Source organism: Bradyrhizobium sp. Leo114 (genome assembly GCF_055229415.2).
In genome coordinates this window covers 17,527-30,764 of the sequence record NZ_JBUYEN020000071.1, presented here as the reverse complement: position 1 = coordinate 30,764, position 13,238 = coordinate 17,527, and the positions used below count along the sequence as shown (strand labels likewise).

13 protein-coding genes, 1 pseudogene and 1 riboswitch are annotated in these 13,238 nt (G+C 62.1%); of the genes and pseudogenes, 5 read left to right on the top strand and 9 right to left on the bottom strand.

The window, feature by feature from the left end:
• Positions 1–1,095 precede the first annotated feature (1,095 nt).
• Positions 1,096–1,602: an SAM-dependent methyltransferase gene (locus ACZIRK_RS41025; RefSeq protein WP_474419494.1), complete on the top strand. Its 507-nt coding sequence runs from the start codon at positions 1,096–1,098 to the stop codon at positions 1,600–1,602.
• A gap of 32 nt (positions 1,603–1,634) precedes the next feature.
• On the opposite strand, the gene thiC is transcribed toward ACZIRK_RS41025, so the two are convergent.
• The 6 genes from thiC to ACZIRK_RS40995 all read right to left on the bottom strand — a co-directional run bounded on the left by thiC (position 1,635) and on the right by ACZIRK_RS40995 (position 7,175).
• Positions 1,635–3,533: a phosphomethylpyrimidine synthase ThiC gene (gene thiC, locus ACZIRK_RS41020; protein WP_474419493.1), complete on the bottom strand. Its 1,899-nt coding sequence runs from the start codon at positions 3,531–3,533 to the stop codon at positions 1,635–1,637.
• Between the two features lie 137 nt (positions 3,534–3,670).
• Positions 3,671–4,279, bottom strand: coding sequence for a thiamine phosphate synthase (locus ACZIRK_RS41015; protein ID WP_130227375.1), 609 nt, complete (start codon positions 4,277–4,279; stop codon positions 3,671–3,673).
• Positions 4,266–5,048 (bottom strand): thiazole synthase, encoded by a 783-nt coding sequence (locus ACZIRK_RS41010; protein WP_474419496.1) that lies wholly within the window; start codon positions 5,046–5,048, stop codon positions 4,266–4,268. Before ACZIRK_RS41010 ends, ACZIRK_RS41015 begins: the two co-directional genes overlap by 14 nt.
• A 205-nt stretch (positions 5,049–5,253) precedes the next feature.
• Positions 5,254–5,451 carry a sulfur carrier protein ThiS gene (gene thiS / locus ACZIRK_RS41005; RefSeq protein ID WP_474419492.1) on the bottom strand — a complete coding sequence of 66 codons (198 nt, stop codon included), beginning with the start codon at positions 5,449–5,451 and terminating at the stop codon, positions 5,254–5,256.
• Positions 5,442–6,455 (bottom strand): FAD-dependent oxidoreductase, encoded by a 1,014-nt coding sequence (locus ACZIRK_RS41000; protein ID WP_130227374.1) that lies wholly within the window; start codon positions 6,453–6,455, stop codon positions 5,442–5,444. Before ACZIRK_RS41000 ends, thiS begins: the two co-directional genes overlap by 10 nt.
• Positions 6,443–6,584: riboswitch (TPP riboswitch) on the bottom strand. Its footprint overlaps the gene before it by 13 nt.
• A 54-nt stretch (positions 6,585–6,638) precedes the next feature.
• On the bottom strand, positions 6,639–7,175 hold the full coding sequence (locus tag ACZIRK_RS40995; RefSeq protein ID WP_474419491.1) for a transglycosylase SLT domain-containing protein: 537 nt from the start codon (positions 7,173–7,175) through the stop codon (positions 6,639–6,641).
• Between the two features lie 282 nt (positions 7,176–7,457).
• On the opposite strand from ACZIRK_RS40995, the gene ACZIRK_RS40990 reads away from it, so the two are divergent.
• Positions 7,458–7,658: a hypothetical protein gene (locus ACZIRK_RS40990; protein ID WP_028168891.1), complete on the top strand. Its 201-nt coding sequence runs from the start codon at positions 7,458–7,460 to the stop codon at positions 7,656–7,658.
• 60 nt (positions 7,659–7,718) lie between these two features.
• Here the strand turns inward: ACZIRK_RS40990 and ACZIRK_RS40985 are convergent, their stop codons facing one another.
• Positions 7,719–9,047 (bottom strand): ATP-binding protein, encoded by a 1,329-nt coding sequence (locus ACZIRK_RS40985; protein WP_474419490.1) that lies wholly within the window; start codon positions 9,045–9,047, stop codon positions 7,719–7,721.
• A 2-nt stretch (positions 9,048–9,049) separates the two neighbouring features.
• A pseudogene (locus tag ACZIRK_RS40980) lies at positions 9,050–9,802 on the bottom strand (response regulator).
• 172 nt (positions 9,803–9,974) lie between these two features.
• Here ACZIRK_RS40980 and ACZIRK_RS40975 point away from each other — a divergent pair.
• The 3 genes from ACZIRK_RS40975 (at position 9,975) to ACZIRK_RS40965 (ending at position 11,802) form a co-directional block, all read left to right on the top strand.
• Positions 9,975–10,535 (top strand): hypothetical protein, encoded by a 561-nt coding sequence (locus ACZIRK_RS40975; RefSeq protein WP_456644791.1) that lies wholly within the window; start codon positions 9,975–9,977, stop codon positions 10,533–10,535.
• Positions 10,536–10,744: 209 nt separating this feature from the next.
• Complete coding sequence (locus ACZIRK_RS40970; RefSeq protein ID WP_474419489.1) at positions 10,745–11,122, top strand: PRC-barrel domain-containing protein; 378 nt, start codon at positions 10,745–10,747, stop codon at positions 11,120–11,122.
• A 146-nt stretch (positions 11,123–11,268) separates the two neighbouring features.
• On the top strand, positions 11,269–11,802 hold the full coding sequence (locus ACZIRK_RS40965) for a PRC-barrel domain-containing protein (RefSeq protein ID WP_474419488.1): 534 nt from the start codon (positions 11,269–11,271) through the stop codon (positions 11,800–11,802).
• 92 nt (positions 11,803–11,894) lie between these two features.
• Here the strand turns inward: ACZIRK_RS40965 and ACZIRK_RS40960 are convergent, their stop codons facing one another.
• On the bottom strand, positions 11,895–13,196 hold the full coding sequence (locus tag ACZIRK_RS40960) for a serine hydrolase domain-containing protein (protein WP_474419487.1): 1,302 nt from the start codon (positions 13,194–13,196) through the stop codon (positions 11,895–11,897).
• Positions 13,197–13,238 lie beyond the last annotated feature (42 nt).

The following is a 13,238-nucleotide window of genomic DNA, read 5'->3' as shown; positions in this document are numbered from 1 at the left end:
GAGATACGGTCCCATTGCGTGTCGTTCAGAACGAGCCGATCCAGAACCCCCAAGGCTTCCTCCTAAAAGAAAGCCTTGAATCACGTTCCGTCTGATTTGAGAATCCCAAGAGTCCACACAGCCTAGGGCGCGAGCAGGCAATGGTCTTGGCCCATCCAGACCGATTGTTAGGTTCGTCAGTCGATCTTATGATCAAGTAGGTCTTGACGGCATATTTCGACAGCGAATCTTCTCTTAGTGGCCGAGAACGCAATCTTGTTCTCGCTCTGATGGGAAGGTGGAACGCCCTTGCTAATCGTTTGCTCGTGCATTTTGAGAGAGATGATCTCCCGCTGGAGGCGGACGGGATACGTCGACAGCTATCCCAATTCCGGCGATACCTGGATGAGGCAAACCAAACGATCAATACGGCCAATGCGACGACCTTCTCGCGAAGATCAAGCGAGAACTAAGGTCTTGTTCGTTGGCCGCGGCTTCCTATGAAGTAGTACGTTTGAGTTAACCCGCACAAAGCGATCTGCGGCTCAGCCATTGGAGAAGAAATGAAAGTACCGGCGGTTGCGACAAGAATGCGCGAGATTTCCGAACAGATTCAGGGCGATTATCCGAGCGAAGCTGCTGAGCTCGTGGAGCTCGCTGCCGAACTTCGACGCCGGGCGCCCGTAGGACCGAGAGCTCCAGCGACAAGCACTCCGATGACACCCGAACTTGCAGAGGAAATCCGAGAATTTGCTAGAGATAATCCGGGCATGTCCCATCAAGAGATAGGTGTTGTATTTAACGTGAATCATGGGCGCGTTAGCGAAGCTATTCGCGGGAAGCGGACTTAATCGAATTCGCGAGCCTGTATTTGGCTAAGTCTTCTATCCACGTGAAATAAATCTGGCGTAATCACGCGGTGATTCGATTCTAGTTTGGTGTCCTATGCAAAATGTATCACATGCTGTGATGTCTCAACGAATCGAGGCGAGTGATAGCCCCGACGATTTTCCGACGCCGCCTTGGGCGACGCGTGCATTGGTTGAGCACGTATTGGAGTCTAAAGAGACGTTAATCGGGATGACGTGTTGGGAGCCCGCATGTGGCGTTGGTCATATGTCGAAGGTGCTCGAAGAATATTTCCATACCGTCAGGTCGTCTGACGCTTACGATTGCCGATACGGGGAGATTTTCGATTTCGTCGCGACGTCCAGCAAAGAAGACTCTTATGATTGGATAATTACCAATCCGCCGTTCCGCCTCGCTGAAGAGTTCGTCTTGCGGGCCCTAAAGGATGCTCGCAAGGGAGTGGCCATTTTGGCACGTAGTGTATTTCTAGAAAGCGTAGGACGATATGACGCGATCTTTCGTGATTTTCCACCGACCAAATTTGCGCAGTTCAGCGAGCGTGTTCCCATGGTGAAGGGGCGCCTTGATAAAAAGGCCTCAACGGCAACCGGTTATGCTTGGCTAGTTTGGGAAAAGGAGTTGAAGCAATTGCCGCGCTTGATGTGGATTCCTCCATGTCGGAAACGTCTAGAACGCGCAGGGGATTACGAAAATCCCCCGCGCGCTGATGCTATCCATCGTGCTGCAGTCAGCACGCCTGCGCTGTTGCTGTAGGAAGCAGTGATCCAGAGCTGCGAGCGCTCCCCTCACAACACCCGATTACTCTCCTTTACCTTCTCCGCATCGAGATACACGTCGCCGCCCATCTCCTTGAACTTGGCACTCATCGCGGCCATGCCGTCTTCGATAGTCCCCTGCATCGACATCCCGACGCTCGCCGGATCGTTCAGCGTTGCCGCGTAATCCCGGACGTCCTGGGTGATCTTCATCGAGCAGAACTTTGGGCCGCACATCGAGCAGAAATGGGCGACCTTGTGGGCTTCCTTCGGCAGGGTCTCGTCGTGGAAGTTCTTCGCGGTCTCGGGGTCGAGGCCGAGGTTGAACTGGTCGGTCCAGCGGAAGTCGAACCTCGCGCGCGACAGCGCGTCGTCGCGGAGCTGCGCGGCGGGGTGACCCTTGGCGAGGTCGGCGGCATGGGCGGCGATCTTGTAGGTGATGACGCCGGTCTTGACGTCGTTACGATCGGGGAGGCCGAGATGCTCCTTCGGCGTGACGTAGCAGAGCATGGCGCAGCCGAACCAGCCGATCATGGCGGCGCCGATGCCTGACGTGATGTGGTCGTAGCCCGGCGCGATGTCCGTGGTCAGCGGCCCAAGCGTGTAGAACGGGGCTTCGCCGCATTCCTTGAGCTGCTTGTCCATGTTGATCTTGATCTTGTGCATCGGCACGTGGCCGGGGCCTTCGATCATGACCTGGCAGCCCTTGTCCCACGCGATCTTCGTGAGTTCGCCCAGCGTCTCCAGTTCGGCGAACTGCGCGCGGTCGTTGGCGTCGGCGATCGAGCCGGGACGCAGGCCGTCGCCGAGCGAGAAAGAGACGTCATACTTGCGCATGAGATCGCAGATCTCGTCGAAATGCGTGTAGAGGAAGCTCTCCTTGTGATGCGCCAGACACCACTTCGCCATGATCGAGCCGCCGCGCGACACGATGCCGGTGACGCGGTTGGCGGTGAGATGGATGTAGGGCAGGCGCACGCCGGCGTGGATGGTGAAATAGTCGACGCCCTGTTCGCACTGCTCGATCAGCGTGTCCTTGTAGAGTTCCCAGGTCAGCTGGACCGGATCGCCGTTGCATTTCTCCAGCGCCTGGTAGATCGGCACGGTGCCGATCGGCACCGGCGAGTTGCGCAAGATCCATTCGCGGGTGGTGTGGATGTTGCGCCCCGTCGAGAGGTCCATCACGGTGTCGGCGCCCCAGCGGATCGCCCACACCATCTTCTCGACTTCTTCCTCGACCGACGACGTCACGGCGGAGTTGCCGATATTGGCGTTGATCTTGGTCAGGAAGTTGCGGCCGATGATCATCGGCTCGAGCTCGGCATGGTTGATGTTGGAGGGGATGATGGCGCGACCGCGCGCGATCTCGCTCCGCACGAATTCCGGCGTGATGAAGGCTGGCACCGAGGCGCCGAAGCTTTCGCCGTCGGCGAGCGCGGCTTCCGCGCGCTCGAGCTGTTGCTTGCGGCCGAGGTTTTCGCGCTCGGCGACGTAGATCATCTCCTTGGTGATGATGCCGGCGCGGGCGAATTCGAGCTGGGTGATCTTGTGGCCGTCAAGGCCGCGCAGCGGCTGGTAGTGCGCGGTGAAGGCGCGCGCCGCCTTGTCGGTGGAGAGGTTGCCGTTGTCTTCCGGCTTGATCGTGCGCCCCTCATATTCCTCGACGCCGCCGCGTTCCTTGACCCAGGCGAGACGGTTGCGCGGCAGGCCGGCATTGACGTCGATCACGATGGACGGATCGGTGTACGGGCCCGAGGTGTCATAGACAGGAAGATTGGGCTCGCCGGCGCCTTCGCTCAGGATGATCTCGCGCAGCGGCACGCGCACATCAGGCGCCGTGTCGGGGGTGGAGAAAATCTTGCGCGAGGACGGTAGTGGCCCCGTGGTGACGGCGGGAATGGTGGTGTCGGGGTTGGAACGGATGTTCATGGAGTTCCTCCTTCGAGAGCGTTGTTATTCCGTCATTGCGAGGAGCGATAGCGACGAAGCAATCCATTGGCGCCGCAAATCCGGGTGGCAATGGATTGCTTCGCTTCGCTCGCAATGACGGTGGGTGAGGCTTTGCATCACGCGGCCTTTGCGCTTTTGCCAAGCCATTGTCTGACCCGCGCATCGGGGTCGGCGTTCTGGGTGATGTCGGAGACGACAGCAATCGAGTCGGCGCCGGCGGCGAAGATCTCCGCGGCCTGCTCGAACTTGATGCCGCCGATCGCAACCAGCGGGATGTCACCGATGCGCTTCTTCCACTCGGTGATCTTCGGAATCCCCTGCGGCGCGAAGCGCATCGATTTCAGCGTGGTCGGGAAGATCGGGCCGAGTGCGATGTAATCCGGCTCGGCCTTCAGCGCGGTGGCCAGCTCCTCATCGTCATGGGTGGAGATGCCGAGCGTCAGCCTGGCGTTGCGGATCTCGGCGAGGTCAGCGCCCTCGAGATCCTCCTGGCCGAGATGCAGATGCTCGGCGCCGGCGACGATCGCCGCGCGCCAGTAGTCATTGACGACCAGCTTTGTCGGCGTGCCCCTGGTCACCGCGAGCGCATCGGTGACGATCTGCAGCGCTTCGGCGTCGTTCAGATCCTTGGCGCGGAGCTGGATCGTGCCGACGCCGAGTTTCGTCAGCCGCTCGACCCAGGCGACGCTGTCGACGACGGGGTAAAATGGATCAGGATACGGCATGCCAGAACGGAGTCCCGATGACAGGGGTGGAGGGGGAGGCGAAATCGCGCGCGTCCATCAGTCCGGCCTCATAGGCGGCGCGGCCGGCCTCGATGCCGAGGCGGAACGCATTGGCCATCGCGACGGGATCGGCGGCTTTCGCGACCGCCGTGTTGAGCAGCACCGCATCGTAGCCGAGCTCGAGGGCGTGGGCCGCATGCGAGGGCGCGCCGATGCCGGCGTCGACTACCAGCGTGATGTCGGGCAGGCGGTCGCGCAGCAGTTTTAGCGCATCGCGGTTGGTGATCCCCCTGGCGCTGCCGATCGGCGCGGCCCAGGGCATCACCACCTTGCAGCCGGCATCGACCAGCCGCATCGCCACCGAAAGATCTTCGGTGCAATAGGGGAACACCTCGAAACCATCCTTGATCAGGATCGAGGCGGCTTCGACCAGGCCGACGACGTCGGGCTGCAGCGTGTCGTTGTCAGCGATGACTTCCAGCTTGATCCAGCTCGTTCCGAACAATTCGCGCGCGAGCTTTGCGGTGGTCACCGCCTCGCGCACGCTGCGGCAGCCGGCGGTGTTCGGCAGAACCGTCACATCAAGTTCGCGGATCAGCGACCAGAACGCATCTCCGGTTTTACCGCCGGCGGCTTCGCGCCGCAGCGACACGGTGACGATGTTGGCGCCGGACGCACGGATCGCGCCTTGCATGATCGCGGGCGAGGGGTAGAGCGCAGTGCCGATCAAGAGGCGGGAGGAGAAGGTCTTGCCGTAGAAGTTCAGCACCATGCGTCTCCTCGATCTCGGTTAACTCCCTCTCCCCGTCCTTCACGGGGAGAGGGGTGGGGTGAGGGGCTACCTCCGCAAAAACGGTGGAAGTGAGACTCGCGGAGAGTCCCCCTCACCCGGATCGCATCTTGCGATGCGATCCGACCTCTCCGCGCAAGCGGGGCGAGGTGAAGTGCGGCACGCAGCTGCGTTTCCAACACCATCACCCTCCCTGCCGGGGCGTGATGATTTCGATCTCGTCGCCGGCTTTCAGCGCGGTCTCGGCCCAGCGGCTCTTCGGCAGCACGTCGTAATTCAGGGCGATCGCGAAATGGGTGCCTTCGTAGTCGAGCTCGGCGAGCAGCGCGTCGATTCTCGCCGAAGTGATCTCCCGCGGCTCGCCGTTGACGATCACACGCATCGCATCACCTCATTGTCGATCTGGCCGCGCGCGACATAGGCGAGCGTCAGTTCCGCCAGCGCGGGCGCCAGCAGGAAGCCGTGACGGTAAAGGCCGTTCACCGAGATCTTCGTCCGGTCGATCGTGATCCGCGGCAGATTGTCGGGAAAGGCCGGGCGCAGGCCGGAGCCGAATTCGAGGATGCGCGCCTCGGCGAAGGCCGGGTGCACCGCATAGGCCGCGCCCAGAAGCTCCAGCGCCGAGCGGACGCTGACGCCGGTGTCCTCGGCCTCGATGGAGGTCGCGCCCAGCATGAACAGATGATCCTCGCGCGGGATCACGTAAAGCGGCCAGCGCGGATGGATCAGCCGCACCGGGCGCGACAGCTCCACCTCTGCGGTCTCGATCAGGATCATCTCGCCCTTGACGCCGCGCAGCTCAGGCTCTCCGTCGCGCGCCGACAGGCCGCGGCAATCGATCACGATGCCCTCGAGATCCTCCGCGCTGATGTCGCTGTTGAACTTGATGATGCCGCCGGCGGCGAGGATGCGCTCATGCAGCCTGGGCAGCACGCGGCGCGGCTCGACATGGCCCTCGGCCGGGAAGAACAGCGCGTCGCGGAAACGGCCGTCGAGCGAGGGCTCGAGCTGCGCGACGCCTGACGCATCGAGCCGCTCGTGGCCTTCGGTCATCCGGGCAAAGCGCTCGAAATCGTTGCGCTCGCGCGCATGCGCCACCACCAGCGAGCCGTTGAACGGCGTATCCGGCAATTCGCGCCGCCAGATATCGAGCGAGCGCAGGCCGAGCCGGCTGATGATGGGTTCGGCGACCTCGGCCTCGCAATAGGGCGCCAGCATGCCGCCGGCCCAATGGCTTGTGGATTCCGTCATCGCGGCGTCACTGCGCTCGTGCAGAGTGACGGCGTGACCGGCCTGCGCGAACAATAACGCTTGCCATGCGCCTGCGATGCCTGCGCCGATGATAGATACGGGGGAATCCCCCCGCGAAGACTTGCTCTGGTACATCCCTGTCCCTTCGCCGGTATGACCCGGATCAGGTTCAAAGGGTCACCGCGGTCCCGGATATCGGCCGGAATGGCCAACGCCAAGCGTGCGGTATCTCAGCTCCTCCTCGGAGCACCCCTCGGAACGCGTCTAATGTAAGCGGATACGCCGACCTGTCAACGCCGCGCTTCGCGGCCGTGCCCCTCAGTTGCCGGGGACCTGCTGTGCGTCGGCGTCGGCCGCGCTTTCCGGCGCCTCGGCCTCGGTCTGCTCTTTTTGCGCTGCGGCGGCAAGCGTCGGGCGGGATTCTCTCTTGGATTCCTTCAGGTGCTGCAGCCGCTGCTGCTTGGCGGCGTAATAATACCCGGCGGCGTAGTAGCGCACGGCGCGGTCATGGTTGCCGCCGGCGGCGCGATAGGCGCCCGCGAGATATTTGATGCCATAGGTGAGGTTGGTTTCGGGATCGCGCAGGCCCGCCGCATCGCCCTTGTAGCCAAGGCCGCGGGCGGTCGCGAGCTTGATCTGCATCAGCCCGATCGCGCCGCCGCGTCCGACCAGGTTCGGCTGATACTTGCTCTCGCGCACGATCACGCGGTGCACCAACGTATCAGGCACCAGATTGGCCTGGGCATGGGCGGCGACCAGCGCCTCATATTGCGAGCGCTGCTGCGCCCGCGCAGGCGAGCCCAGAAGCACTGCGGCAACAGCCGCAAGCAAGGTGAGGGCGAAAGGGAGTTTCATCGGGCGAGATCTCGGCGACGGAATAGTCTGTTCCACTTACGCAACCGAATTGTTGCGGCCGCCGGGCAGATATGTGGCGAAAGCGGGGCGTTATGCGACGGACTTTAGTAAAGTCTTAGACGACGATTTGCTGCACGGCCGCAAGCTTCTTGTCGCGCAAATGACTCAAAGCCGCGTTAGGATTTTGCATGGCAGGCGCGGGGTTCAGTGCGTTCTGCCGATAAATCAAGAAACGCCAATCAAGAAAACCGACCAAGAAAAGTCGATAACGGGAGACGCATCATGACCCACTTTGATTCCGCTGATCTGCCGCGTGGAAATCCTTGCGCACAATGCGGCAAGCCGATCGCGAAGCCGGACTGGGTCGAGCAGGATGGTGGCCGGATATTCTATCTCTGGCATTGCCGCGCCTGCGATTACCGCTTCGAGGCCATTGCGATCTATCCGGAGCACGGCAGCGAACACGCGCCGCTCGCGGCCTGAGCTTTTTTGAGCATGATCCTTTCGGAAAACCGGTTCCCACTTTTCCGGATCATGCTCTGATCAGGCCGCCGAGCGCCGGCTCTCCGCGCGCATCGGCAACTCGATCCGCGCGAGTAGGCCGTGCGGCTGTTTGTCGTGCAGCGACAATGTCCCGCCATGCGCGAGCACGATCGCGTTGGTGATGGAAAGCCCGAGGTCGAAGCCTCCGGACTCGTCCATGTTGCGCGCATCGTCGCCGCGCACGAACGGCTCCAGCACATCGCGCTTGCGCGCATCCGAAATGCCGGGGCCATCGTCCTCGACTTCGATTGTGATGCTATCAGGCGCGGTGCGGAGCCGGATCGTCGCTTCGGCGCCGAAGCGCACCGCGTTCTCGACGAGGTTGGTGACGCTGCGGTGCAGGTCGTCCGGCCGCACGGTTGCCATCGCGTGTGCGAGGCCGTCGTAGCCCACCTTGTGGCCCATATCGGAAAACTGGTCGGTGACGAGCTGTAGCGTGCTGGCGATATCGGTCAGCGTCATCGATTCCAGCCTGCGGTCGTTGCGCAGGAACGACAGCACCTGTTCCAGCATTGCGCGCATCTGGTCGAGATCGGCAAGCATGCGATTGCGATGGGTCTCGTCCTCGATGAATTCCGAGCGCAGCCGCATCCGCGTGATCGGCGTGCGCAAATCGTGGCTGATCGCGGCCAGCATCTTGGTGCGGTCCTCGATCAGGCTGGTGATGCGCTCGCGCATGCGGTTCAATGCTTTCGCGACCGAACGGATCTCTTCCGGTCCACGTTCGGGCAGCGGCGGGGCGGCGCCGTCGAGGCTGAAGTTTTCGGCGGCGCGCGCGAAGGAGGACAGTGGCGCGGTCAATGCGCGTGCCGCCCACAGCCCGAGCAGCGCGACGCTGATAACCATGAACAGCAGCGTCATCATCCACGGACCGCCGAGGACTGGCGGCCGGTGCCGATCCGCAAGCAATCTTGCCGAGATCATCGCGCCGTCGGGCAGCACGACGCCGATCCGTGAGCCGTCGCCTGCCAGCGGAAACAGCCGATAGGTGCCGCCGAGCCGGCGGTAGAGCAGGTGCAATTCGCGCTCGTTCAGTTCGCCGGCAGCAGGCGTGGTGCCGGGCGGCAGGCTTTCGACGCCGAGCTGCGGAAAGGCGTTGTTGATGTCGGCGGACAGCCGCGGCCGTTCCGACGCTGCGGCGGCGCCGAGAAGTTGGATTGCGCTGGCGAGCTGGGCATGTCCGCGGTCGCCAAGCGGCTCCGACTGGTCCGGCCGTGAGATGAGGAAGATCGTGGCGATGATGACGTGGATGGCGATGATCGAGGCGACCACCAGCGCCGCGATCTGCCCGCTGATGCCCCTGAGATTGAGGAAGCCGGAGAGCTTCATCGTCAATTGCCCGCCGCGGTCACTGCTTCGACCGTTGCTGCTTCCACTCTTGGCGTGAACATGTAGCCGCCGGCGCGCACCGTCTTGATCATGGTGGCCTCCTGCGGATCTGGCTCGATCTTGCGGCGGATGCGGCTGACCAGGACGTCGATCGAGCGCTCCAACGAGCCCGCGTCGCGCGCGCCCGTGAGGTCGAGCAGGCTGTCGCGCGACAGCACGCGGCCGGGCCGCTCGCACAATATCCTGAGCAGGTCGAACTCGGCGCTGGTCATGGCGACCTTGGCGCCTTCGGGGTTGCGCAATTCGCGCAGGCGGAAATCGATGCGCTAGCCCTGGAACGTCAGCACGGTCGCGCCTTCGATGGCGCTGGCGTTGCGCGCCGCCGCCTGCCGCCGCAGCACTGCGTTGATCCGCGCCAACAGCTCGCGCGGATTGAACGGCTTCGGCAGATAATCGTCGGCGCCCATCTCCAGGCCGAGGATGCGGTCGACGTCCTCGCCGCGCGCGGTCAGCATGATGATCGGCGTCTGCGAGGTCGCGCGCACCTTGCGGCACAGGCTGAGGCCATCCTCGCCCGGCAGCATGACGTCGAGGATCAGAAGATCGACGCGGTGATCGGTCATCGCGCGGACCATCTCGCGACCGTCGCCGGCGGTGGTGACGTTGCAGGCGTTGTTACGCAGATATTTCGCGATCAGGCTGCGCGTCTCGCGGTCGTCCTCGACGACAAGGATGTTCGGCTGCGGCTGGGCCATGCTGACCTTTTTGTCGATGATTCGGGGTAAGCGGCGAAGATTCTTGTTTCCAAATGTTTCTGACGGCTGCGCGGTAACAGCGGGCAACAGGCCAAAAGGCACTGTTAAGACCGTTAACCCTACCGTCGCGGCGAGTTTCACGCGTACCTATCAGAATCATTTGGAGCATTCCATGACCGCGATCTCGGCTGCCTCCGGCAGCACCTATCAGTCGCCCTTGCAGCGGCTGCAGGATGAACTGCAGTCTGAAATCAATTCCGGTGCCATCAGCTCGTCCGATCAGGACGCGCTGTCGTCGGCGCTGACGGATATCGACGCCTCGATGCAAGCGAGCCGCACCGGCGATCAGACCAGCGGCACGCGGCCGTCGCCGGACGAGATGAAGTCCAAGCTGGATGATCTCATCAACCAGGAAGTCTCGAGCGGCAAACTGACCAGCGATCAGGCGACCGAATTGCACGGCGTGTTCAAGGCCGCCTTCGCGCAGGGCCCCGGTGGTAGCCATGGCCCCCATGGCGGCGCCGGTGGGCCACCGCCGTCGGATGGTTCAACCTCGACCGATGAAGCTGGCGCCACGAGCAATTCCGTCAGCGACATCCTGCAGCAGTTCCTGCAGTCGCTGCAGGAGTCGCTGTCGGCGTCGGCGTCGAGTTCGTACAATTCGGCCGGCAGCGCGAGCACATCGGCTAACGGCAGTTCGTTCTCCGCGCTGCTGGTCGACTACCAGAGCTAAAGGCACGGCTCCTTCCCTACGAACAGCGCGTAGCCTGGGTGGAGCGCAAGTGTAACCCGGGGCCGCTCGTCAACGTTGACGCAGGTGTCCCGGGTTTCGCTTCGCTCCACCCGGGCTACAAAAGGGAAGGGTGGTTGTCTCGTCGATGGCATAGGAACCAGTCGTCGAATGTGACGTTGTCTTTCTCGATCATTTGCGGGGAGGGCCAGATGGCAGCCGACGCCAGCACCAAACCGCATCGGCTCATTGCCAGCGACCGTGTCGAGGGCACCGCGGTGCGGCGGCCGAACGGCGAGATGATAGGCCACATCGAACGGCTGATGATCGACAAGGTCACCGGTCAAGTGTCTTATGCCGTGCTCAGCTTCGGCGGATTCTTCGGCCTCGGAACCAATCTGATTCCCTTGCCCTGGGTGCGGTTGCGCTACAACACGCGTTTCGAGGCCTATGAGCTCGACATATCAGATGAAGAGTTGAAACGCGCGCCGTCGTTTCGCGCCGACAAGGATTTCGATTGGGGCGATCGGTCGCAGGAAGCCGAACTGCGTCGCTACTACGGTATACCGCCCTATTGGGGCGGTCTCTGAAAGCGCATGCTCATCGCTTAACTCCGAACTTTTCGACTTGGCGCTCCGCTTTGTCTGGCGTCGCAAGTTCCGTGTTACTTGATGCGGAACGCTTGCTGACGTGACGGGTTTTCTCAGCATCGATTTTCGAACTGGAGGATCCGACAATGTTAGCGAAGTATGCCATCACTGGTCTCGCGGCTTCGGCCTTGCTCGCGGGCGTCGCGTTTGCGCAGCAGCCGAACCAGGCGACTGGAGACCGCCCGAATGCGGCGGCCACCACGTCGACCACCGCGCCATCGTCGTTCCACGGCACCTGGCGCGCGTCGAAAATGTCCGGCCTGAACGTCTATAACGACAGCAACGAGAGCATCGGGTCGATCAACGACATGTTGATGGACAAGAGCGGCAACATCAAAGCGGTCGTGATCGGCGTCGGCGGCTTCCTCGGCGTCGGCGAGCATCTGGTCGCCGTGCCTTTCGAGAAGGTGAAGTTCGTCAGCGAGCCGGTTGCCTCTGCTAGCGCGTCGAGCACCGGCGCAAAGCCGTCGGGCAGCACCGGCTCGTCGACGACCACGGGCGCCGCGACGAGCTCGACCTCGAGCTCCAAGCCGAACCCCTGGTACCCAGATCACGCGGTCTACAACGCGAGCAAGGAAGAGCTAAAGGCGATGCCGGAGTTCAAATACTCGACTGATTAAGGTTCTCGCCTTTTTCCAAGCAAAACGCGCCCGGTTCTGCCGGGCGCGTGCTTGCATCAGGGAAATGCGAAACAAGGTACGTTTGCGGTTGGTCATTTGCGCAGGCCCCTTCCCATCGCCTCGTAGATCATCGACTTCAAGTTCAGTTGGATTCGTCCGCCCTGTGTGGGTGACATCACCATGAAGACTCCCAACATGTCGTCCACGGGGTCGACGAAATAGAAACTGCCGCCGGCGCCGTCCCAACGGTATTCACCAAGTGGCCAGTTCGTATTCGGAGGTGGCGAGGTGCGCACGGCGAAGCCAAGACCGAAGCCACTGGTGGGGCCTGGAAAATAGAAGGGATCATGAATGATCCCGGTCTCCGGCCCAATCTGATCCGACGTCATCAGTGCGACTGTCTCACGCTTGAGGTACCGCTTGCCGTCGAGCTCACCTCCATTCAGCAGCATTTGCAGGAAGCGGGCGTAGTCTCCTGTGGTCGAGGCCAAGCCCGCTCCACCGGACTCCCAGCGCCGTGGCAATGTAGGATCCTTGATTCCCGCGACTCGAAAGCGATCGACAGGAAATCCCCTGGCGATCAGCGGCCACTTCGCTTTGTCGGCGACATAATACGCGGTGTCGGACATGCCGAGCGGATCGAACAATCGCTGCTTTTCGAACTGGTACAGCGTCTGCCCCGAGGCCACCTCGACGACACGGCCGAGCACGTCGGTCGAATGGCTGTAATTCCAACGCGTTGCGGGCTGATCGGCAAGCGGCAGTACTGCGATCCGATCGGCGAAGTCGGCGTTGTTGAAATCCCCCGCATACAATAGAGGATTCGCATAGAGTTTCTGCACCTGGGTCTCGCCGTAGAAGCCGTAGGTGATACCTGAGGTGTGCCGCAATAGATCCCTGATCGTAATCGGGCGCTTCAACGGCTCGAGCTTGAGCGGATACTTTCCTGCTTCGTCGGACATATCGACGCCGACTTTGGCGTCTGCAAAGGAATGAATGTATTTCGATACTGGATCGTCGAGAGCCAGCTTGCCTTCGTCGACCAGCATCATCGCCGCAACCGACGTAACGGCCTTCGACATCGAATAGATCTGGAAGATCGTGTCCGGCGTCATCGGCAGCCCCGTGTCGGGGTCCCGCACGCCGAAGCATTCGAAATGGACTGGCTTGCCATGTTGTTGGATCAGCAGGATGCCGCCAGGAATCTTGCCGCTTGTGATCTCATTGCGAATGGTGTCGTCAAGCTGCTTCAGGGCCGCGGGTGAAAGAGTTGCTACAGCCGGCGTTTCGGATTCGGCGCGCAGCTCGAACGCCAGGCCGATGACCAGGCAAAACACGAACGCTGCCGCGGCAACGCAGCGCAGTGTGGTGTTTTTGGTTTGCCATTGCTTCATAGACGGGCAGCTCACGGGGGCCGCTGGATGCGCTCGCGCTCC